23 protein-coding genes, 2 pseudogenes and 1 riboswitch are annotated in these 21618 nt (G+C 40.3%); of the genes and pseudogenes, 16 read left to right on the top strand and 9 right to left on the bottom strand.

The genetic code is table 11. From position 1 onward, the window contains the following. Nucleotides 1-45 precede the first annotated feature (45 nt). The 6 genes and pseudogenes from NPA43_RS18190 to NPA43_RS18165 form a co-directional block, all read left to right on the top strand. Nucleotides 46-156 (top strand): annotated as a pseudogene (locus NPA43_RS18190) (Crp/Fnr family transcriptional regulator); the annotation flags it as partial. A gap of 129 nt (nucleotides 157-285) precedes the next feature. After that, nucleotides 286-525, top strand: a complete 240-nt coding sequence (locus tag NPA43_RS18185; RefSeq protein ID WP_230031397.1) for a helix-turn-helix transcriptional regulator — start codon at nucleotides 286-288, stop codon at nucleotides 523-525. Continuing rightward, nucleotides 515-859, top strand: coding sequence for a DUF2178 domain-containing protein (locus tag NPA43_RS18180; protein WP_230031396.1), 345 nt, complete (start codon nucleotides 515-517; stop codon nucleotides 857-859). The genes NPA43_RS18185 and NPA43_RS18180 overlap by 11 nt, the downstream gene beginning before the upstream one ends. Nucleotides 860-880: 21 nt before the next feature. After that, the gene (locus tag NPA43_RS18175) at nucleotides 881-1387 is read left to right on the top strand and encodes an LURP-one-related/scramblase family protein (protein ID WP_230031395.1); all 507 of its coding nucleotides are present in this window, start codon (nucleotides 881-883) and stop codon (nucleotides 1385-1387) included. A gap of 197 nt (nucleotides 1388-1584) precedes the next feature. Continuing rightward, complete coding sequence (locus NPA43_RS18170) at nucleotides 1585-1938, top strand: hypothetical protein (protein WP_256499181.1); 354 nt, start codon at nucleotides 1585-1587, stop codon at nucleotides 1936-1938. A 21-nt stretch (nucleotides 1939-1959) separates the two neighbouring features. Further along, nucleotides 1960-2188, top strand: a pseudogene (locus NPA43_RS18165) (LysR family transcriptional regulator); the annotation flags it as partial. A 49-nt stretch (nucleotides 2189-2237) separates the two neighbouring features. Here the strand turns inward: NPA43_RS18165 and NPA43_RS18160 are convergent. Further along, nucleotides 2238-2948, bottom strand: coding sequence for a GntR family transcriptional regulator (locus tag NPA43_RS18160; RefSeq protein WP_099727280.1), 711 nt, complete (start codon nucleotides 2946-2948; stop codon nucleotides 2238-2240). Nucleotides 2949-3099: 151 nt separating this feature from the next. On the opposite strand from NPA43_RS18160, the gene NPA43_RS18155 reads away from it, so the two are divergent. From NPA43_RS18155 to NPA43_RS18145, 3 genes are all read left to right on the top strand, one after another. Beyond that, a complete protein-coding gene (locus NPA43_RS18155; protein WP_256499180.1) occupies nucleotides 3100-4998 on the top strand; it encodes a beta-glucoside-specific PTS transporter subunit IIABC in 1899 nt (632 codons plus the stop codon). Between the two features lie 9 nt (nucleotides 4999-5007). Next, on the top strand, nucleotides 5008-6447 hold the full coding sequence (bglA, locus tag NPA43_RS18150; RefSeq protein ID WP_256499179.1) for a 6-phospho-beta-glucosidase BglA: 1440 nt from the start codon (nucleotides 5008-5010) through the stop codon (nucleotides 6445-6447). A gap of 173 nt (nucleotides 6448-6620) precedes the next feature. Next, entirely contained in the window at nucleotides 6621-7601 is a 981-nt protein-coding gene (locus NPA43_RS18145) for a restriction endonuclease (protein ID WP_230031393.1), read from the top strand. A gap of 5 nt (nucleotides 7602-7606) precedes the next feature. Here NPA43_RS18145 and NPA43_RS18140 read toward each other — a convergent pair whose 3' ends face one another. Continuing rightward, a complete protein-coding gene (locus tag NPA43_RS18140) occupies nucleotides 7607-7768 on the bottom strand; it encodes a hypothetical protein (RefSeq protein WP_099727276.1) in 162 nt (53 codons plus the stop codon). A gap of 223 nt (nucleotides 7769-7991) precedes the next feature. Here NPA43_RS18140 and NPA43_RS18135 point away from each other — a divergent pair, with 223 nt between their 5' ends. The 4 genes from NPA43_RS18135 to NPA43_RS18125 all read left to right on the top strand — a co-directional run bounded on the left by NPA43_RS18135 (nucleotide 7992) and on the right by NPA43_RS18125 (nucleotide 12088). Continuing rightward, complete coding sequence (locus tag NPA43_RS18135) at nucleotides 7992-9605, top strand: T7SS effector LXG polymorphic toxin (protein WP_256499698.1); 1614 nt, start codon at nucleotides 7992-7994, stop codon at nucleotides 9603-9605. Nucleotides 9606-9625: 20 nt separating this feature from the next. Next, the gene (locus tag NPA43_RS18130; RefSeq protein ID WP_256499178.1) at nucleotides 9626-9961 is read left to right on the top strand and encodes a tRNA-Val4; all 336 of its coding nucleotides are present in this window, start codon (nucleotides 9626-9628) and stop codon (nucleotides 9959-9961) included. 255 nt (nucleotides 9962-10216) lie between these two features. Beyond that, nucleotides 10217-10501, top strand: coding sequence for a YxiF family protein (locus NPA43_RS19365; protein ID WP_443111551.1), 285 nt, complete (start codon nucleotides 10217-10219; stop codon nucleotides 10499-10501). 393 nt (nucleotides 10502-10894) lie between these two features. Next, on the top strand, nucleotides 10895-12088 hold the full coding sequence (locus tag NPA43_RS18125) for an MFS transporter (protein WP_099727273.1): 1194 nt from the start codon (nucleotides 10895-10897) through the stop codon (nucleotides 12086-12088). 40 nt (nucleotides 12089-12128) lie between these two features. Here NPA43_RS18125 and NPA43_RS18120 read toward each other — a convergent pair whose 3' ends face one another. From NPA43_RS18120 to NPA43_RS18110, 3 genes are all read right to left on the bottom strand, one after another. Continuing rightward, nucleotides 12129-13031, bottom strand: coding sequence for a quinate/shikimate dehydrogenase (locus tag NPA43_RS18120; protein ID WP_256499177.1), 903 nt, complete (start codon nucleotides 13029-13031; stop codon nucleotides 12129-12131). An 18-nt stretch (nucleotides 13032-13049) separates the two neighbouring features. Then, nucleotides 13050-14231 carry an MFS transporter gene (locus NPA43_RS18115; RefSeq protein ID WP_099727271.1) on the bottom strand — a complete coding sequence of 394 codons (1182 nt, stop codon included), beginning with the start codon at nucleotides 14229-14231 and terminating at the stop codon, nucleotides 13050-13052. Between the two features lie 418 nt (nucleotides 14232-14649). Next, nucleotides 14650-15672 (bottom strand): LacI family DNA-binding transcriptional regulator, encoded by a 1023-nt coding sequence (locus tag NPA43_RS18110; RefSeq protein WP_230031389.1) that lies wholly within the window; start codon nucleotides 15670-15672, stop codon nucleotides 14650-14652. Between the two features lie 274 nt (nucleotides 15673-15946). Beyond that, nucleotides 15947-16026, top strand: a riboswitch (glycine riboswitch). 162 nt (nucleotides 16027-16188) lie between these two features. Here NPA43_RS18110 and NPA43_RS18105 point away from each other — a divergent pair. Further along, nucleotides 16189-17535, top strand: coding sequence for an amino acid permease (locus NPA43_RS18105; RefSeq protein ID WP_256499176.1), 1347 nt, complete (start codon nucleotides 16189-16191; stop codon nucleotides 17533-17535). 48 nt (nucleotides 17536-17583) lie between these two features. Here NPA43_RS18105 and NPA43_RS18100 read toward each other — a convergent pair whose 3' ends face one another. Beyond that, a complete protein-coding gene (locus tag NPA43_RS18100; RefSeq protein WP_099727268.1) occupies nucleotides 17584-18264 on the bottom strand; it encodes a DUF3169 family protein in 681 nt (226 codons plus the stop codon). Beyond that, the gene (locus NPA43_RS18095) at nucleotides 18261-18467 is read right to left on the bottom strand and encodes a helix-turn-helix transcriptional regulator (RefSeq protein WP_034323321.1); all 207 of its coding nucleotides are present in this window, start codon (nucleotides 18465-18467) and stop codon (nucleotides 18261-18263) included. Before NPA43_RS18095 ends, NPA43_RS18100 begins: the two co-directional genes overlap by 4 nt. Before the next feature lie 170 nt (nucleotides 18468-18637). Between NPA43_RS18095 and NPA43_RS18090 the strand changes: the two genes are divergently transcribed. Continuing rightward, nucleotides 18638-19261 (top strand): NUDIX hydrolase, encoded by a 624-nt coding sequence (locus NPA43_RS18090; RefSeq protein WP_230031386.1) that lies wholly within the window; start codon nucleotides 18638-18640, stop codon nucleotides 19259-19261. A gap of 11 nt (nucleotides 19262-19272) precedes the next feature. Here NPA43_RS18090 and NPA43_RS18085 read toward each other — a convergent pair whose 3' ends face one another. Beyond that, a complete protein-coding gene (locus NPA43_RS18085; protein ID WP_099727266.1) occupies nucleotides 19273-19755 on the bottom strand; it encodes a DUF4188 domain-containing protein in 483 nt (160 codons plus the stop codon). Between the two features lie 4 nt (nucleotides 19756-19759). Next, on the bottom strand, nucleotides 19760-20311 hold the full coding sequence (locus tag NPA43_RS18080; protein ID WP_099727312.1) for a PadR family transcriptional regulator: 552 nt from the start codon (nucleotides 20309-20311) through the stop codon (nucleotides 19760-19762). Between the two features lie 192 nt (nucleotides 20312-20503). On the opposite strand from NPA43_RS18080, the gene NPA43_RS18075 reads away from it, so the two are divergent. Beyond that, nucleotides 20504-21403: a hypothetical protein gene (locus tag NPA43_RS18075; RefSeq protein WP_230031385.1), complete on the top strand. Its 900-nt coding sequence runs from the start codon at nucleotides 20504-20506 to the stop codon at nucleotides 21401-21403. The last annotated feature ends 215 nt before the right edge of the window (nucleotides 21404-21618 follow it).

Here is a 21618-nt window from a genome sequence, read left to right as displayed (position 1 = left end):
AAAGCCAAGAACTAGCTGCAATGATAACCTCACCTATTAATCATTTTGTTGAAATATCTAGGCTTAGTTCAACGTATCGCTCAATATCATGATGCCTCGTATATCGGTATTTCTCCTGTTTCACTGAGCAGGCCGATGCATAACGCCAAAGATTAACCTATGTTAATGCTACAACAAAAATTAGCCTCAAAGAAATCCCTTTTTGGAAAGTATATTGTTATTTTATATAAGTTTACTTTACTTTTATAAACGATTAGTTTATGATTTTTTTAAGAGGTGATGGATATGAAGGGAGATTTTGGTGATTCGATATCTAATAAGGTTTATGAATATCGGGTGCTTGCCAGAATGTCTCAGCAAGAGCTTGCTGAGAAAGTCGGTGTTTCTAAACAAACCATTTTCGTAATGGAAAAAGGAAATTATGTTCCTACCTTACTGTTAGCCTTTCGTATTGCGAATTTCTTCAAAGTTGATGTTAACGATATTTTTACTTATGTGAAAGGAATTGAGAAGAATGAAAAATAAGGGAGATCTTACAAATACAATCTTTTATCCTTTAAAAACTTGGGTGGAGACATCAACTGATAATTGGAACATGCTCCTTGGTATTGGGTTTGCTATGCTTTTAGTGGGATTAATTCTAACAATTGTATTCCTTAAACGAATTGGAAAGAGTGACGAAAGGACAAATCAAATCACTTTAAAAGGTTGCCTCTGCATGTTATTCGGAGTAATTTTATGTGACGTGATTTTTCCAAAAGAATATATGTGGCAAATCTTCTTTTTGTTTAAATATTCTCTTGCAACTCTCGCTTCAGGAGTATACCTAGCTGTTCGATATAAGAGAGATTTTAATTAAATATTAAATTGGGAGGTACATATGAAACAACTTTATATGAAGCAAAAGGTATTTAGTCTCAGTGGCAGATTTACGGTAAAGGATCAACAGGAGAACGATGTGTACGTGGTTGAGGGAAGCTTTATGAAGATGCCGAAGACGTTCACTATATTAAATACAGAGCGAGAAGAAATCGCTGTGATTACGAAGAAAATGTTTAGCTTTTTACCGAAGTTTTTAGTAGAAGTTGGTGGTCATGAGGTATTGACGATCAAAAAAGAGTTTACGTTCTTTAAAGCGAAATATTCAATTGATGCTGCGGGTGTAGAAGTTCAAGGCAACTGGTGGGATATGAATTTCCAAGTGCTGCAGAACGGCGAAGTGATCGGACAGGTGAAGAAGGAATGGTTTACTTGGGGAGATAGTTATAAGGTCGATATTTTGAAAGAAGAGATGGAGCCTATGATGATTGCGCTGGTTGTTGCTATTGATTGTGTGAAGGCTGATGAAGCTGCGTCTAGGTCTTCGTCGTCGACAACGACGAATTAAGAAACTTTTCAACGATCTTATCAATCAATGGAGGGTTTAAAAAGCTGGACAACCTCACCCGCATCATAAGATTAAGAGATGCAGAATTATGGGAGTATGAATTTCTCGATAAAAAAGAAATCATTATTTATTTCTCCATTACAGATTTAAATAGAAAAGCAACGACTCACGATTATCCGCTAGCTCCCCAAGAAGAATTGGATGAAAGAGATAATTACATCTCAATTGATGTGCATAGTAATCTCGATCTCAAAAAAACGCTTGAAGAAGATACATTTGATGACTTTGTCACCACGATCTCTTCTTTAGTAGAGCATATGATCGATTTTCACAATGCTCATGTTTTTACTAATATGTATGTTCATGAAAAAATAGACTTAACAGATTTCCAGTTGGAGAAAGATGAAGATTTGCATGGTGATGAAAAGGAACAGATCTATACTTTTAAACGTTTATGGATTCAGCAGACATGCTTTCAATTGATAGAACAACATTTAAATCGAAAAATCAAAGAAATGTCTAACAGTAGATTTTGCCAAGATCTAAAATGAGCTTGTGAGGTGACCAAACTGATCACATTCCAATACAAAGTATTTCTAACAGTCGTCGAATGCGGCAGTTTTACAAAAGCGGGGGAGAAACTTGGGCTGACACAGTCTGGCGTGAGTCGTAACATTGCGAAGCTCGTATCCGAATTAGGGATTGTATTGCTGCGGCGGAATCGAAACGGTCTTTCATTAACTGATGAGGTAAGCGGTGATGCCTCATATTCTGCAAAACATTCATCATGCGACATTTCTTCATACGACAAACAAGCCTCCTGATTGTCTCAGGAGGCTTTTCCCGTCCATCACCCATAATAATTATTCGCTTGAATAAAAAATTGAGACTGCATGTAGTTGTACGTGATTTTTGAGAAGTCGAAGGGCTGGCCGTTTGTGAGGTGAAAGACAGTCTCGACGCGGAGGGCGGGATCGTCTTGTTTGAGGCCGAGGTGTTTCGCTTCGGTTTCGTTCAGTTTGCCTACTTGCATGTACATATCAGAAAAGCCGACTTTGAGTCCCAGACCTTCGCTGACGAATTTAAAAACGGAATCGGCGGCGATTTCTGTGTTGAGGTAGGGAATAATGGTCTTCCGATAATAGGATTCTTCTAAACATAAGGTTTGGCCATTGATGTAACGAATACGTTTGAGGTAAAAGACATCCTCTTCTTGTTCAATGTTCAAATTAAGCGCAGCTTCTTCTGGCGGTTTGATGGTGTCTAATGTTAAAACCTCTGATGTCAGTTGAAATTCCTCTAAATCTTTTTTAAACCCTTGGTTGGATAAAAGGCTGATGTAGCCCTTGCGCCGGTGTCTTCTGACAAAGATCCCGCTGCCCCTCACCTGATAGACAATTCCTTTTCTTTCGAGTAAGTCTAATGATTTGATAATTGTACTTTTGCTCACCGAAAATTGGCTCATGAGTGTCTCGAGTACAGGGAGTTTGTCACCTTGCTGCAGCTCATGGGTGACAATATATTTTTCAATATCGCTCGCAATTTGTTGATACTTTAACATAGCCATTCCTCTTTGTTTTCACGATTTATTGTCTTTGTATTATAGCACATACGGATTTTCCTTTGATATGCCATCTGTAATTATATATGTATTGATAAATTGTACCGGTATAATTATAATGTACATATACTAGTAGTGATAAGGGGGGTATATGTCAAAAGTGAGGGATTATCAAAAGCTTGCAGAAGACATCTTAGAGGCAGTGGGCGGAGAGGAAAATGTGGTGAGTGCCGCAAGATGCGCCACGCGGCTGCGTTTGGTTCTGAAACGTTCAAATCCGAAGGCCAAGGAAGCAGTCAATGCGATGCCTGGCGTTATTACCGTGGTGGAAAATGGTGGGCAATTTCAGGTCGTCATCGGTCAGCATGTTGGTGAGGTATACGAGCATTTTTCCAGTCTTGTTCAGCTTCAATCGTCTGATGATGATCAGGCAAATGAGAACAAGGGAACGGTGCTGAACCGAGTCATCGCGACCATGTCCGCTGTGTTTGCGCCATTTGTGTATATTTTGGCTGCGGCTGGTATTTTACAAGGTGCACTTATCCTAATTAACCTGTTATTTCCAATCTTCTCGAAAACTGGAACATATGAAGTCTTTAGCTTCATTTCCTGGGCGCCGTTTACGTTCTTGCCAATCTTTATTGCAATAACAGCAGCCAAGCACTTTAAAACGAATATGTATATCGCAGTAGCTTGTACAGCAGCGCTTGTCAGTCCAGCTTGGACAGAGATTGCTGGGCGCGTGGCATCAGGTGAAGGCGTTACCTTTTTAGGCATTGCATTATCTGAAACGGTCTATACATCATCGGTATTGCCGCCGCTGTTCTTAGTATGGATTCTTTCTTATCTGGAGAGATTTTTAAACAAACGAATTCATGAGGTCGTCAAACCGTTATTTGTCCCATTTATCTGTATGGTCGTCATGGTCCCGTTAACCATTCTATTAATTGGTCCTCTTTCGACAGCAGGTGCAAATGGGATTGCAAACGGATACAATGTCTTAGCTGACAATGTACCGGCATTAGCAGGCGCCATTATCGGCGGATTCTGGCAAGTGCTTGTCATTTTCGGTGTTCACTGGGGCATCACGCCGATGGTGCTGGCCAACTTCGAACAGTATGGACGTGACTCCTTCCAGGCATATCAAACCATCGCTGTTATCGCTCAGGTCGGTGCAGTGTTAGGCGTTATTTTAAAAGCAAGAAATCGAGAAACACGGAAAGTCGGGGTCTCAGCGGGTATCACGGGTCTCTTCGGAATTACAGAGCCTGCGATTTATGGGGTCACCTTACGCTTCAAAAAACCATTTATTTTCGGATGTATTTCTGGAGCGATTGGTGCCATTGTCGCCAGCTTCTTTACGCCCTATTACTTTGCGTATGCAGGTTTGCCTGGTCCGCTGACGATTGTGAACGGAATTAGTGCAGATTATCCAACGTCGATCTTTGGTATTTTGATTGGTGTGGCAATTGCGCTGATTTTACCAGTTGTGCTCATTCAAATGTTTGGTTATGGGGAAGATACGGTAGAACAGACAGCCGGTGAAGCATCTGTGAAAGATCAAGATGAAGAAAAAACGAATGCTTCGATGAACAATGAGGAAATGATTACTGCACCACTTGCAGGAAAAGTGCTCCCATTATCTGAGGTGCCGGATGCCGTGTTTAGCTCCGGAGCGATGGGCAAAGGGATTGCCATTGAGCCAACAGACAATAAGCTGTATGCACCGTTTGACGGCAGTGTCGTCATGCTTGCACCGACAAAGCACGCCATTGGGCTGCGTTCAGAATTCGGTGTGGAGTTACTTGTTCATGTCGGAATTGATACGGTTTCCCTAGATGGCTCAGCATTTACACTCAATATCCAAGAAGGCGACAAGGTGAAGAAGGGTGACTTGTTGATGACATTTGATCAAGAGGTGATTGAAAGCAAGGGATTAAAAACAATCACACCAGTTATCATCACCAATACACAAGCGTACGAAGATGTGATTGTAGAGGAACATTCGACATGTCAGCCAACGGATGTCATGATGACAATAGTGAAATAGGAGGAATAAATGATGACTTTACCAAAAGATTTTCTATGGGGCGGCGCATTAGCTGCACATCAATTCGAAGGTGGATGGAACGAAGCAGGCAAAGGTCCAAGTGTTGTGGATGTGATGACAGCAGGTGCTCATGGAGTACCGAGACAAATCACTGAAACGATAGAAGAAGGAACATTTTACCCGAACCATGAAGCGATCGACTTCTATCATCGTTACAAGGAAGATATCGCCATGTTTGCAGAAATGGGCTTAAAATGCTTGCGTACATCAATCGGCTGGAGCCGGATTTTCCCTAAGGGAGATGAAGCAGAGCCGAATGAAGCAGGCTTACAGTTCTATGATGATGTGTTTGATGAGCTGCTCAAGCATGGCATCGAGCCTGTGATTACGCTGTCCCACTTTGAGATGCCCCTTCATTTGGCAAGGGAATACGGCGGCTTCCGCAGCAGAAAAGTCGCTGAGTATTTCGCGAAATTTGCGGAAGTGTGCTTCAATCGATACAAGGACAAAGTCACGTACTGGATGACATTTAATGAAATCAATAACAAAATGGATGTCAACAACCCATTGTTCCTTTGGACAAATTCAGGCGTATCGGTCAAAGAAGGCGAAAACGCTAAAGAAATCATGTATCGAGCAGGACATCATGAATTGCTTGCAAGTGCATGGGCAGTAGCAAAAGGAAAAGAAATCAATCCTAATTTTCAAATTGGAGCGATGGTCTCCCATGTGCCAATCTATCCATATTCCTCAAACCCAGAGGATGTCATGCTTGCAGAAGAATATATGAGACAACGTTATTTCTTCCCTGATGTTCAGGTTCGCGGCTACTATCCGAGCTATGCATTAAAAGAATTTGAACGCGAAGGCTATCATATTCCGTTTGAAGCAGGCGATGAAGAAAGCTTAAGAAAAGGGAAAGTTGGTTATCTCGGCTTTAGCTACTACATGTCGACAACGGTCAAAAGTGATGCAGTGTCTGACAACAGCGGAGACATTGTCAACGGGGCCCTGCCGCATGGTGTAGAAAACCCTTATATCAAATCAAGTGACTGGGGTTGGTCCATCGACCCAACTGGACTAAGATATACATTGAATCGTTTTTACGATCGCTATCAAATTCCACTCTTCATCGTGGAAAATGGTTTTGGTGCCATTGATCAAGTGGAAGATGATGGTTCCATTCACGATCCTGAACGAATTCAATATCTCGCTTCTCATATCGAAGCGCTGAAAAAAGCCATCGAATACGACGGTGTGGACCTCATCGGCTACACACCTTGGGGTATCATTGATATCGTTTCATTCACAACAGGTGAAATGAAAAAACGCTACGGAATGATCTACGTTGACCGCGACAACGAAGGCAACGGTTCGATGAAGCGTCTCAAAAAAGATTCGTTCACTTGGTATCAAAACGTCATTGCAACGAATGGCGAAGAAGTGTAATAAAGGAAAATGCAGACCCGGATGAGCGTGGGATTCGCTTGTTCGGGTTTTGTGTTTCTTTCGACAAAAAAGGTGCGCATATCCTTTTGTTAACAAGAAATAAGTCTTATAATTTAGTGAGAATATTTGATGATGAAAATAAGAGAAGATGGATGGAATGGGAGAGATAGTAAATGACGAAATGGTGGATGGTTCGTGCGGGTGACCAAAATGAGTTAATTTCAATTTGGGAAGAGAAGGGCATCGCATCGATAGGGTGGCCTAAATTAGGTAACCCAAAACAATATCAAACAAAGCAAGAGATGAATGCTCGAGCTGATGTCATATTCGCTGAGAACAAACCTTTTACGAGAAGAAGCTGGGTCAGTCAGGTATGGAGGTTTAGTAGAGAAATTAAAAAGGGAGATCGAATCATTACATACATAAAAGAAAGCCGTGAATATCGAGTAGGTACGGTGATTGCTCCGCATTTTTTTGATGAAACAGCTGGAGATAAAATGTATCCAAATCATATTCAGGTGAATTGGGAACCAACAGCAGTTAAACGAGATTCTCTCAGTCAATCAGCTAAGAACAGCCTCGGTTCTATATCAACTGTTTTTCGTGTAGATGATTGGGGGAAAGAGATTGAACATTTACTCAAAAACCCTACTTCCATAACAGCACCTGAAGATGAAACAGAAGAAGATGAAATTATCGAAGATTTAGTCAGCAAAGCCACTGTCATGATTGAAGATAAAGTAGATAAATTGGACCCTTGGCAAATACAAGACTTAGTCGGAGGCTTACTGCAAGCAATGTCATACAATGTTCGCGTGAGTCCAAAAGGGCCTGATGGCGGTGTGGATGTGTTAGCTTATAAAGATGCATTTGGTTTTGAAAAGCCAATTATAAAAGTGCAAGTAAAACATCGAAAATCCTCAGCCAGTTCGCCAGAGGTACAGCAATTATTAGGTGCTAATCCAATGAATGCTAACAGTTTATTTGTTTCTACTGGTGGGTTTACTTCTCATGCAAAAGCTGTTGCGAAGCATAATGAGGTTCATCTAGTGGACTTAGAAGAACTCGTAAATCTTATTGTACATTGGTATGAACATATGCCAGCTGAGACAAGATCCTTATTACCTCTGAAAAAAGTGTATGTACCTGAGTGATCTTTTTATTGTCTATGTTTCAATAACGCCTGAATACAAAGAAAAAAGAGGGTAATGACGATAAAATAGTTCATTGGATTGTGAAAGATATTGATGTGGAATGATAATTGAAGAAGAATCCAAAGAATGAAGATCATCACAACAGTTGGAATAAATACTTTATACATAGTTTGGTTTTCCTTTCTCATTTTAGTTGGCATTGTCTCATACAACTGTAGAGAAAGAAAACAGATAAAGATTTTAATAGTTTGTATGATGCATTCACTAGTTCCTAATTACTTATGTATATAGAGAGTTCATTTTATTTTTTATGTCGTTTATCCTATTTTTTCGTTTTGAGGGTCACGGTAAAATAGACTTTATGATCAATAATGGAGGGAGTGACTTTTTCTGGGCAAGATACTTGATGCAAAAGCACTAACAAGTGCCATGGACACAAGGGCAAAACATTATCAGGCACTCCGTGAAGAAATGACTGATTTGAAAAAAGCCTTACAGGGCGTGGCAAACCTTGGTGATGATTTCACTGGAAAAGGCGCCGATAACATTAAAAGCTTTTATAAAGAACTAGCTGGAAATGTAGACATGTTTATCACCTTCATTGATAAGCAAAAAGCCTTTCATGAAGGTGTTTCTGGTACACTTGATGATACGAGCTTTGGCGGCGATACCTTTGTGGAGGAACACTTTTTAGATAACGCTGTTCACATGGGAATCAAAAATGCCAAAAGCATTGTAAAAGATCAAAAAAAGGCACTTAAAACCATTTTTCAAGACATTGATGACCTCATTTCTTTGGAGGTATTTGATAGCAAAACCATTGATGAAAAGATCGAAGATGCAGAAGACGAACGGAAAAAGACGGTTAAAGATTTGATAGAGCTTGATCAAAATTTAAAAGATGAATATGCTTTGTCAGAGACAGAACAGAAGGCTACAATGGCATTGTACGCAGAAATGATGAATGCGACAAATGACGGAAAATCCATTTCGCCTATGAATTTTGACAAGAAAGCGTATCAAAATAGTGAAATTTACAAGGCAAAAAGCGATATTGAGAAGCAAACTTCTGAATATCTGAAAATCAAAAAAGAACAAGAAGAAGCCCGCGAGATCGCGAAGGAACAGGAAGCCCTCGCCAACCGTCCTTGGTATGAAAAAGCATTCGATTATGGCGGAAATATCGTCAATGAGCTGACAGGTGTGAACGATGCAAAGCGTGCCGCAACGGGCGTTGATCCGATCACAGGAGAACAGCTCACCGCAGGCCAGCGAGTCGCCGCAGGCGGTATGGCCGCAGCAGGCTATATCCCTGTCGTCGGCTGGGCAGGGCGCATATTCAAAGGCGGAAAAGCCGTCTATAAAACGACCCAAGCCACATCAGCCGCAGTTAGAGCAGTCGACATTTACAAGACATCACAAAAGTCCTTTGACGCCTTAAAAACATCCCAAAAAGGCTTATATGGCCTCACCGCAACCAACGGCTTCAGCGAAGCGATTACGGGTCGTGACATGTTTGGAAACAAGGTCTCGAAAGAACAGCAGGAAGCGAGTATGAACGCGGCACTTGGAATGCTTTTACCGTTTGGAGCAAAAGGGTTTCATGGGAAGATGGGAATTAAGGATACTGAAAAATATAATACCCATACAATGAAGCACATTTATCATGGCGAAATAAACAAACGAGGAAAAGCAGTTGGTTATCATCATGAAAGTATGCAGGGTGGTAAGGTTATTCCAGGAAGTGAAAGTTTACCTGATAAAAACGGTATTTATAGAGCTAAAGTTGAAATAGATGGAGTTGAAAAAGTAGCTAAATCAAGTTTCTTTCCTAAGGAATGGAATCGCGTTGATGTGTTAAAAGCTATCGATGAAGCTTACCAAAATAAACAACAGATAGGTCCTAACAAATTCAAAGGTGTAACATCAACAGGAATGAAAATAGAGATGTATCTGAATAAAGATGGGTCAATAGCTACAGCATATCCACTATATAAAAAATAATATGAAGGTGATTAACTTATATGAGATATTCATATGAATTTAAGGAAGACCAATTTGGTGATTTAGCAATACTACTACCAGAAGAAATAAGTATTTTCTCAGATTTTATTCAAGATATTTCAACAGAAGAAGAAGTAGATGAGTATATAGGATATATTCAAAATGTGATAGATGGAGTATATGAAAACTTTGAAATTACATTGAATGCTACCAGTGTCAATATCAAAAAACATGAGACAATAGCTGAACATCATTATAGGATTGAAGAACCCCATGAAAATAAAATTGAAACGAAGGAGTTCAGAGAGCTGTTGTTAATTTGGAGAGAGAAAATACCAGAAATATTCAAAGATTAAACATCATTATTGACGATTATCAACATAATGATTCAGGCACTTTATTGCTATAAAGTGCCTTTTATTTGGTTGGAAATCTTAAGATGTTTGAATATAAAAAGAGTAAGTTAAGCCTAAGATAGGTGCTAACGTGAGAAAGGTCCGAAAAGAAAAAATGGAGAAATTAAAAAGAAAAAGCAGAAGAAAGCACTTAATGAACGAATTAAGCTATATGACACTTCCAGAAAACCCTTTTTAGATATCGAAGAGAATCAATTGTTTTGTCAGAAGGTATTTCCTTTCCTTCACTCGAGAGAACATAAAATTCAAATACATGGAGATAACTATCGAGAGCATATTGAAAAGTCTACACAAATGTTAAAGGAAATCGTCAGCAGGGTAAAATTAACTCCTAAACAAGGTAGACTGATATTTTTTCGGAAGCAAGAAATTGAAGCGATATTAGTGAATGAGAATGAATGTTTTACTCATTTAAATCAACTTCTTGAGCAAACGAAATTTTCAAGTGGATATGGGGATTTCATTTTGGGTTGTGTATAGAGCGCACAGAGTATTTTTATGAGCTAAGTACTAGGGGGCTGTGAGAGTCAATTAAATTTAAAATCACGAATTTACTTATGATACTTTTAAAACGACAATGTTCAATAACCATATTCATTATGTAAAACTCACCTGCATGCCTCAGGGGATTTCTCTCTACAATCATTCCCCTCAAATTTAAGCAATTCACTATCATTACCTTTCACATTCATATAAAATAAGAGCTAGTGAAAATTTGAAGAGATGCTTGATAAATGAAGGACATGTATGCTGTGAGCTGCATGAGATGTTTGAACGTGAAGGTTGCGAAGCTGCTCCTCCTCACACATGAGATCTTGTAAGCGTAACCATTATTTGTCACTTCATTGCGATGGTGTTGAGGGGTGTGTCAGCATGAGGAATCCGTATGTGAGAACGGCTTCTAGTCTTTATATCAATTATTTTTTATTAGGTATGGTCAATATTATATTGGCTTCAAATATGCCATTTTTAATCAAACAGTTAGATACCAATAGTGCGGGAATTAGTTATATGATCTCGGCACTCGGCATTGGCAGGGTGCTCACGTATGGTCTATCAGGCGTGCTGTCAGATCGGTTTGGCCGAAAGCCGGTGATTTTGGTTTCTGGTGTGCTGATGGCGGTGTTCCTCATCGGGATCCCATTGTCTCCAAATTATCAAATCGCCTTTGCGTTTGCGATTTTGGCAGGGGTGGCGAATTCAGCGATGGATGCAGGAACGTATCCAGCCTTAATGGAGGCTTTTCCACAAAACTCGGGATCTGCGAATGTGATGGTGAAGGCTTTTATTTCGATTGGGGCGACCATTCTGCCGCTGGCTATTTTCTTTTTAGCGGAGCATGATTTGTTTTATGGCATTGCGTTTTTTGTTCCTGCCCTTATCTATCTTGTGAATGTCTTGATGCTCTGGACATTGCCATTTCCGAATCATCGCAAAGTGGAGCAAGTCCAGGTGACCGAGCATGACGGACTTCCACGCTTCACGTCAGAGCCTACGTTTTGGAGGGAAGGGATCGCACTTATTGTGATCAGCTTTACGTCAAATGGTCTGTACGCCTTGCCGCAAATTTGGCTTCCTACGTACGGTGAGGCCATATTGGGGATGGCTTCTGGCAGTGCAGTGAAGCTGCTTAGTTACTATAGCATGGGTGGTTTGCTGTCTGTCCTATTGCTCGCATTTCTTTTGCGCCGCATTGTCCGTCCGGTCACGGTACTGCTGATCTATCCAATCATTACACTTGCCTCTATCTGTGTGCTACTGGTCGTAAAATCTCCAGTCATAGGAACTGTCAATTCATTTGTATTGGGATTTTCAACAGCTGGTGTCTTTCAGCTGACATTAACGGTGATGGCTGAATTCTTCTGGAAGAACAAAGGAACGATGACAGGGATTATCTCAACAGCCGGCGGGGTGTCGGCCATTGTCATCCCGGTCGTAACAGGTTTGATTGAAAGCCACTCGACCATTTTACAGATCTTTATGTTCGATGCGGTTGTGGCTGTTGTGGCCATTATCGGTGCGATGTATATTCTGTATCGATACCGCCAAATCATGGTACATGAATAAAAAAAGACGACCTCCGCTCAGGAAGTCGTCTTTTTTTTGTTTAGAAACGGTCGTTTTCAAAAAGTATCTGTTTCACTTGATCAACTGGCATATATTCACCAGTAAAGAGTTTGTAAGCAAGAGCACCTTGCCATAGCATCATTCCAAGACCGTTAATGGTTTTGGCACCCGCTTCCTGTGCTTGAGCAAGAAGTTTTGTTTTTTGCGGGTTGTACACAACATCTGTCACGATCAAATCTTTACGCAGTACATCAAGCGTGTCATCAATAATGCTAAGCTGGTCTAATGGTTTCATCCCAAGGCTTGTCCCATTTGCTAAGATCGCACTCTCAGCTACTTCACGGCGGAAAGCGTCTTTGTCTTCAAGTGGGAAAATGTTCGCTTTGACACCGAATGATTTCATCTCTTCATTGATGTACTTCACATTTTCTTCCGCTTGAACAAAATATTGATCATTGCGAGCGAAAATACTAATTTCACGAATTCCTGATTGTGCAAGTTGAATGGCAATCGGTGTCGCAGCACCGCCTGAGCCAACAAGTGTTACCTTTTGTCCAGCTAGTTCAACGCCATGTTCAATCAAGTTTCTCACGTAACCAAGACCATCTGTGTTGTAGCCAATCAGTTTGCCATCTTTGTTCACAACAGTGTTGCTTGCACGTGTATATCTCGCAGAATCATCTAGTTCATCTAAGTAATCCAGCACTTTCATTTTATTTGGCATAGATACGTTAAATCCAGCTGCACCCATCGCTTTCATTCCGTTTACTGCTGCTTCTAGTTCATCATTTCCTACTTCAAAGGCTAGGTAAGCATAGTTGATACCTGTTAATGTGTATCCAAGGTTGTGCATCCGTGGTGACAGGCTGTGTCCAATTGGTGTAGCAAGAAGACCGACTAATTTTGTTTTTCCATCAATATTTCGTTCATGTATGTTTGTCATAATTGACATCTCCTTTTATTATCTAGACAATTTTTTCATGCGTCCTAAAACAAAGACTGCTAACAATACGCTAATGACTGCAATGATCATATCGAAAAATAACGTCATTTTAATATCGTACGTGCTGACCAACCCACTTGTAATGAGCGGCACAAGAATAAACGCTGAGCTTGCCGCAATGTTGACGTATGATGAAGCCGTTGCTTTGTTTGTAGGGAATAATTTCATCATAATACTCATGGCCAGCTGGAAGATCCCTGCTGTAAATAATCCTAAGAAAAAGGTGCTGACAATCACAATGCTGTACGTTTCGATTTGAAATAGTGAAAACATTGCAAGGAATGCCCCAATTGGGTAAATAATGGCGACCATAATAGGTGAAATAAATTTATCTAATACGATCGATAGTAATAGAACAGACACAAGGGCACCAATACTAAAATAAGAAAGAAGCTGCGTCGCTTGTCCTGTGCCAAGTCCAATCAGTTTTAACCCGAGTTGCGGAAGCCACGTCTGCCATACGACAAACAATGCAGTAGACGTGAATCCCATGAGCACAACAGCTAAGCCTTCACCAAACATTTTAGGTTCTTCCTTCATTTGTTCCTGCACTGGAAGATCATCTTGTGAAGAGACTTGCTTATGGTTCGGGAATGGCATAAAGATCAAGTAAATCCCTACGAGTAAATAAAGAAGTCCTAGTCCAAAGAACGCCCAGCCCCAGAAGATGTCATGTGCAATAAAGAATGCCAAGATAAATGGAAGAACAGTCGCTCCAATTGAAACGGACGCCTTCACTAAAACAGAAGCTGAACTTGCTTTTTTAGGAAACGATTCTGTTAGAGCAGGGTATGTCCCTGAATCAAGCAGTGAGTTTGCAATCCCTGCTGAAATCGCAAAGATAAAAGCGAGTGTATAATTCGTTGTCGTTGGAATTCCGATTAAGAATAATAAGTAAAGAAAGTTTCCTGTAATAATGACAGGCTTACGTCCCCAGCGGTCTGCTAACCGTCCAGAGAAAAAGAGAGCAATCAGTTTACCTATTCCGATCGCCGATACAAGCAAGCTGATTTTCGGAATATCCACATGGTAGCGTTCAGATAAGCTTTCCATGTTGGAAGCCACAATAATATTGATCATGCCGAGCATGAAGTAGTTTAAATACATGCCAAGTGACGATTTAATATAAGGATTTTTCATGTTCCCACTCCTATATTTAAAACCCTTTTTGGGTCAAATTATTTGTGTACCTTTGTAATATCAAGCCCATCACAACACCCCTTGTGTGATTGATGAAAAAATAATGAATATTCATCTGTTCTTCCATTAAGTACATCGTTCTACTAAAAATAAAAAATAATAACAGTCTTGATAAGAAAGTGTATCTTCATGATTTGATCAGAATCAGAAATTATCAATTTCAACTGTTGTTAAATAAAAATAATAGTATGACGAATTTGGTATAACGATATACCAAAAGAAGCAACGTGATAAATATACTCCTGCGCTTTAAATGTGTCAAGTTTATGACTTTGTGATGTAAAAAAAGAAAAATGAAATAAAGAAATAGTTGACTTGATCAATAAAAAAAGAGAATTGCTGCACGCAATTCTCCCTTTCATGATGATGTAGAGGTTTCTCTAATATGAAGTTGAGGCTTTAGGATCAATCGCTGCAGCTCTTCATCCTGCTCGTTCATTTTATGATATAAAAGGTTCGCTGCTTTTACTCCGATGGATCGTGGGAATGATGAGACAGTGGTGAGCGGCGGGTGATACATCTCAGCTTCAGGGATGTTATCGAATCCAACAACATCGATGTCTTCACCAGGCTTGATGTCACGTGCTGTCAGTTCCTGAATGACCCCAAACGCGACTAAGTCACTAAAGCAAAAAATAGCAGTAGGAGGCTCGGGCTGGTCGATGACTTGGGTAAGGGCTTCTTTCCCGCCTTCACGGGTAGGTTCCATATCGATAATAAGAGATTCATCAATCGTCAGGTTTGCCTCATCATGGGCTCTTTTGAAACCTTTCATGCGTTCAATCCAAGTCGATGAGGACTTGATGCCGCCTAAAAAGGCAATACGTCGATGTCCTTTTTGAAGAAGGTGATGTACCGCCATCCAAGCGCCTTGTTCATAATCAGCGCCGACATAGTCACAATGCACTTCCGCTAATTCACGGTTTGCTAGTACTTTTGGGGTGCGAATTTGATTTAACTGTTTGACCGTCCTAGTAGAGCTTTTCGAAGCTGGGTTTAAAATAATCCCGCCAACTCGGTGCTCTACCATTGTGGAAATGAGCCGTTCCTGCTTATCGACACTGTCAAAGGTTGTACCGAGTAAAACGGTATAGCCAAGTGATTCAAGTGTGGTTTGCACGCCGATTAAAAACTCAGAAATAAAGGTGTTTGAAATGTCCGTGACGATAACACCCACAATATTGGAGCTTTTTGACCGCATGTTTGCAGCGACGCGGTCGTACACGTATCCTAAATCCTCCATGGATTGCAGTACTTTTGTTCGAGTGGCTTCAGAGATTCTAGGATTGTTTCGAACAACGAGTGAGGCCGTTGAAGTCGAGACACCGGCATGCCGGGCGACTTCCTGTAATGTGACACGCTGTTTGTTCAATTTTTTCATTTGTCTTCACCAACTTCAATGGATTGCCTAACTTTGGTTCATAGTCAAGATGGATTTCTCCATCAAACGAGCCGAACATCTTTTGATTTATTATACCTTATCAGGGGGTGTTGATGAAGTGAAGTCATATTGCATCAGGTAGAGAAGGGATAAAATCTTAAAAGATTACCATTGACAGCTTTCTTCTAGAGGCGTAAAATATAAAATTATTCAGAAATAGCAACATTTTAAGTAAATAACGAAGGCTATGATTGCTGTGGGTCACACTATGGCAGGAGCAGCTTCTGGAGAGACCGCATGTATGTGCGGCGCCGAAGGGTTCACAATCTCAGGCAAAAGGACAGAAGAGTACGAAATATTGTATTTGTGATGCATGGATGATGCCATGTATTGCTTTTCTCTATTTTGCTATTCTTTTATGACCATGAGATTGGAGCGCATCCAATCTCTTTTTTTATGGACTTTTTGAAGGTTCATTATTTTAGTATAGGATCGTGTCGGAGGAGGGCGTTGACATTGGCACAACAAGAATTAAAACGAGATTTATCAAACCGTCATGTTCAATTAATTGCAATAGGCGGAACCATCGGAACAGGGCTGTTTTTAGGCTCTGGAAAGGCCATTCAATTGGCAGGTCCGTCGATTATTTTTGCTTATTTAATTGTCGGAATGGCCATCTTTTTTGTCATGAGGGCACTTGGAGAATTGCTCTTATCGAAGACAGGCTATCAGTCATTAACCGATATTGCAGAGGACTATCTTGGCCCATGGGCTTCCTTTGTAACTGGCTGGACGTATTGGTTTTGCTGGATTATGACAGCGATGGCTGATGTCATTGCGGTCGGGGTGTATGTGCAGTATTGGTTTGACATTCCGCAATGGATTCCTGCAATCATTTGTTTGTTGATTTTACTAGGGTTTAATTTATTAACAGTGAAGCTTTTTGGAGAAATGGAATTTTGGTTTGCACTGATTAAAGTCATTACGATTCTACTGCTAATTGGCGTTGGGGTTGTTCTTTTAATCATTGGTTTTCAAACAGATGCCGGGCCTGTGACGGTCACGAACCTTTGGTCACATGGCGGGGTATTTCCAAATGGTGTCACAGGCTTCTTATTGTCATTCCAGATGGTGATTTTTGCGTATGTGGGAGTGGAACTTGTTGGCGTGTCCGCAGCAGAAACGGCGAATCCACAAAAAAACATTCCGTCTGCGATTAATAAAATTCCATTAAGAATTCTATTTTTCTATGTGGGTGCGATCTTTGTTTTATTATGTATCAACCCATGGACCGAGCTCAGTGCATCAGAAAGTCCTTTTGTGAAAACCTTTGGACTGCTTGGTATACCAGTAGCAGCGGGGCTCATTAATTTTGTTGTCCTGACTTCTGCGGCTTCCGCTTGTAATAGCGGCATGTTCTCGACGAGCCGTATTTTGTATAATCTCAGTCATCAAAAACAGGGACCATCTTCCTTTGGCCGTCTGAATAAACACGCTGTCCCAAGCAATGCACTATTTGTTTCAACGATCGTGGTATCTGTCGGGGCTCTTTTAAGCAAGCTGATTCCTGAACAAGCCTTTGGCATTGTGACAACAATCAGTGCCATTTGTTTCATTTGGGTATGGAGTATTATTTTAATATGTCACCTGAAATATAAAAAAACACGTCCTGAACTGCATGCAGCATCTACCTTTAAAGCGCCATTCACACCTTTTGTGAATATTTGTGTTCTTGTGCTTTTTGCCGCCATTCTCGTGATCATGCTCTTCGCTGACGCAACACGTCCAGCGCTGTTATTGACACCGGTATGGTTCGGATTTCTATTTTTGGTTTATGCACGAAAGAAACGCCGTGCTGCATAATGGATGAAAAAAAGCACAGCCTTTTCATAGCGCTGTGCTTTTTACCATTTAACGATTTCTAATCTTCAACATGTAATTTGCATTCAGAATGATCAAAACAAGTCCTATGATCATGATCGAGAAGAGCTGAGAGTGATTCGCTCCAAGGGAATATACAATGAGAATAAACATGGCACCGATCAATAACATATTCATCATTTGGTAGGTGTGAAACAGCCCTCCCAGCATCACATGCTTTTCACCTTCGTCAGAAATGGCGAGCAGCTTTTTGCTATAATCTTTGTCGGATGGGCTTGGTAGATTGCGATTAGGATAGACGAGTTTTAGAACCGATATCGCAGCATAAGAACTGATAATGGTGATCGTAAATAAAGCGACATTGACAAGAATAAGCCAGAGTGGCTGCTCGGTCACGATGGCCATACCGATTGCAATAATGGATAAAATGGTACTCACCGTATTGGCTAACGACAAATCAGTAAAGGTTCGATACTGTTTTACTTCCAGTTCATCCTCCTCATCACCAGATACCGAAAGTGATACTCTTTTCTTCATACGTGAAATTCCTGAAAAACAATAAATGATCAATAGGATCGTCAATCCAGTGATGACAAGAGTCGTTTCGAATGCAATATCAAGAAGTGTCATTTCAAATTCGGCCGCCAGCAAACAGTAAGCACCGAGAAAGCCAAGGAGAGCACCTAAGAGCATCTTGTATACAGTTTTCATGTGAGTTCATCCTCCTCGAATAGAAAAATACGTTCAATGGGTTCCTGAAAAATACGTGAAAGCTTAACAGCGAGCAAGAGCGACGGCATTAATTCGTCGCGTTCCATTAAGCTGATGGTCTGACGAGAAACCTTTGCACGCTTTGCAAGTTCAGTTTGGTTCAATCCATCACGTGCACGAAGCTCTTTTAGCCGATTTTTCATTCCGTCACCTCAATTTTGATCGAAATCTTTCCTTGATTGTAAAGCATTATATTCATTTTGACAAGTTTAGTTGTCAAAATGATAAAAATAATTGTCAGAAAGATCATCTTTATTCAAAAGGTGAACAATGATACGCTAAAGGAAAGAGAAACAGAAAACAGGTGATGTCCTTGTTCATTGATCAATTAAAGAATGACTTACATCAATCACAACCGTTGTTTATTGGAGAAGAGACAGCGTTCAAAGCGGCGATCCTTGTTCCTTTGGTGCAAGTAAACGGGGAATGGCATATTTTATTTGAGGTGCGATCGCTGACCATGAGAAAACAGCCTGGTGATATTAGCTTCCCTGGAGGCAAACTCGACGGCGGTGAAACAGCACAAGAAGCTGCACTGCGAGAAACACATGAAGAGCTGGGCATTCCGCCTGAATCAGTCGAGATCCTTGGGCAGCTCAGTCCTTACATTGCTTCTCCATCCTTCGTGGTCTATCCGTATGTCGGCATCATTGATGAGCAAAAGGTAAAGCACTCCTTTAATCAAGAGGAAGTGGAGGAGACCTTTACCATACCTTTATCATGGCTCAGCCAATATGAGCCGTACCTACATCATGTGTCTGTTCAGCCAACACCAGCTGAGGATTTCCCCTATGAAAAAATCATGAATGGCGAGAAGTACCGCTGGGGGAGCCGTTCGATTGAGGAATGGTTTTATGATTATGAAAAATACACCATTTGGGGATTAACAGCCCGCATATTAAAGCATTTTGTGACCGTTGCAAAAAGAAATTCCTAGAGAATCGCTCTCTAGGAATTTGTTGTATCCAGCCGTTCTTCCGCTGTTTGTTTTCCTTTACCAATTGGAATAGAAGCTCTCGCTTGACTCAGTCCGTAGGAAGGCATGTTCACGTAGACAGATTCATATGATCCGGCTTGAACTTGATACGTTTCATGATAAATGCCCACTGCGTCATTGGTCCGTGCTCTTTGATTAAAGGCCTTCCAAGCCGCCAAATGCTTTTCCATCTTGGCATAGGCAAGAAGGTCATCTGTTGACTTCCAATATTGGATCATCGCTGTAGTGCGTAAACCGAAGTAATTCTCTGTCCCGAGGAAACCAAGCTCGTCTTGATGGGTATACAGTTCTTTGATCATGCCAGGCATCGCCATGAACACAGGCAGCCATTGATGGATCGCCCAGCGTTTGTTGATCCTCATTCCGATGATGAACACAACAATCGAGTCAGAATGGTCCGTTGTAAATCTGCCAGCACGTATGTCGTTTTTCATTCGTTCACCCCTCTTTCTTCATCTGTTCACATGTTTCCACGCACCAATCAATTCCTGCTTGAGCCACTTTCTTTCCATAATCTAAAGTAAACAGCCAGTACTTCGCATCAGCTTCATCTGGATAAAGCTCCTTGATGTTTTGTTCAATCGAAACGTATGTCTCATAACGGATACGGAGCCCCCTCTCATAATCCTGTAGAAGCACCAGCTTTTTCTCAAATGAAAGATATTGTCCAAAAAATAACTTTAATAACACTTCATTTCGTTCTGCTGGTAACTGATCGAGCGGCTGCGCCAGCCATTGCCTTAACGTATCCAGTCCTTTTTCAGTCAGATGATATTCCCGCTTGTCTGAACGGCCGGATGTAGAAGCAGGTGAAACCTCAGCAAGTCCTTCCTCGACTATAAACTTTAAAGCAGGATAAATTTGTCCATAACTAATTTTCCAAAAATGATGCAAGCTCTTATCAATTAATTGCTTCACTTCGTACCCTGACTTGCAATCTGTCGTTAAAATACCTAAAATCGCATACGTCGTATCATTGTATTTTTTCAGTACATCCACACACCTATCTAAAAGATATATCATTTAGATATATAATAAATTTGAAATGAATAAAAAGCAAGAAAATAATAATTGATAGCTTTATATTTTTAAAATACAGGAGATAAATCATAAATATGGTAATATATACTTGATGTGTAAAGAGCTTGCGCATCTATTCATAAAAGAATGGAGGGTGTACAAATGAAGTTGAGGAACATAGGAATATTGTTCATGATTGTTGCACTATTGATTGGTGCTGGAAGTTTTGGAGGAAACAAAGCATCTGCTAAAAAAGAATCACTGAACCAATCTTATGCATATGCCTATAAAACAAAGGACAATGTCAGTTGGCTGAAGGTGACTGAAAAGAAAGGCAAGGTCACGGGATACCTAAACGGTAAGGGTGTGAAGATTGATCCAATTGAACCTTATATGGTGAAAACAAAATACAAACTAACGGGGAAAACCACGAAAAAAGGATACAAACTTAAAGTCCAACAAAAGAAAAAAACAATCGTATATGACATTTATTTTTCTGGAAAAGACCTCATGGTCAAAAAGCAAGGGGCAAAGAAAAGTAAACGATATCAAGCTGTTGATGAGAAGAAATTAAAAGAATACAAAAAAGCCATTGATAAGCGCTATGATGAGTACGTGGATACAGCAGAAGACCGTTACTATGAGATCATAGGGAAATACACAGACAATTTAAATAAAGCCTACGGCTATTTGTATACAGCAAAAAACAATTCATATCAAATTTTCCTTGATATCGAAGAAGCCGTTTTTGAAGGGGATTTTTCAGGGGCTATTACAATCTCCAAAGCCACAGGGAAGAAAAGTAAGCTATTGAAAAAAGAAAAATATCAAGCAGTTGGAATCACAGGTTTTAAAAACTTTTGGGTATATCCCACACCAAAAATAAAGGGTGGCCTGTCTAAGATGATAGGATCATCTGATATAGAAGCTTCCTATATTGAGTTACCGTTTTGGAAAAAGAATGAAAAAATGAAGCTAAAAGCTGTGAATAAGAAACAATATCAAAAGCAAGTAGAAGCATTTAAAAAAGCCGCAAAGAAAAAAGCCGCAAAGAAAAAATAAAGATAACAATCACGTCAGATAGGACATATCTATCTGACTTTTTTGATTTAAATGTCCTCTCAAGTAAAATGAGATCGTTTTGGTGACATTAGACTTATAAAAAATATTTTTTAATTCATAAATATATGTTGACGCTTACATTAACTCAATATATACTAAAAACAAATCCAATATTGATAAATTAGACATGTGACTGGTCATGCAGGCAGGATCTA

The organism is Bacillus pumilus (assembly GCF_024498355.1).
In the GTDB taxonomy this organism is placed as follows: Bacteria; Bacillota; Bacilli; order Bacillales; family Bacillaceae; genus Bacillus; species Bacillus pumilus_P.
The sequence above is the reverse complement of the archived record's forward strand: the minus strand, read 5'-3'. Positions and strand labels throughout refer to the sequence as shown.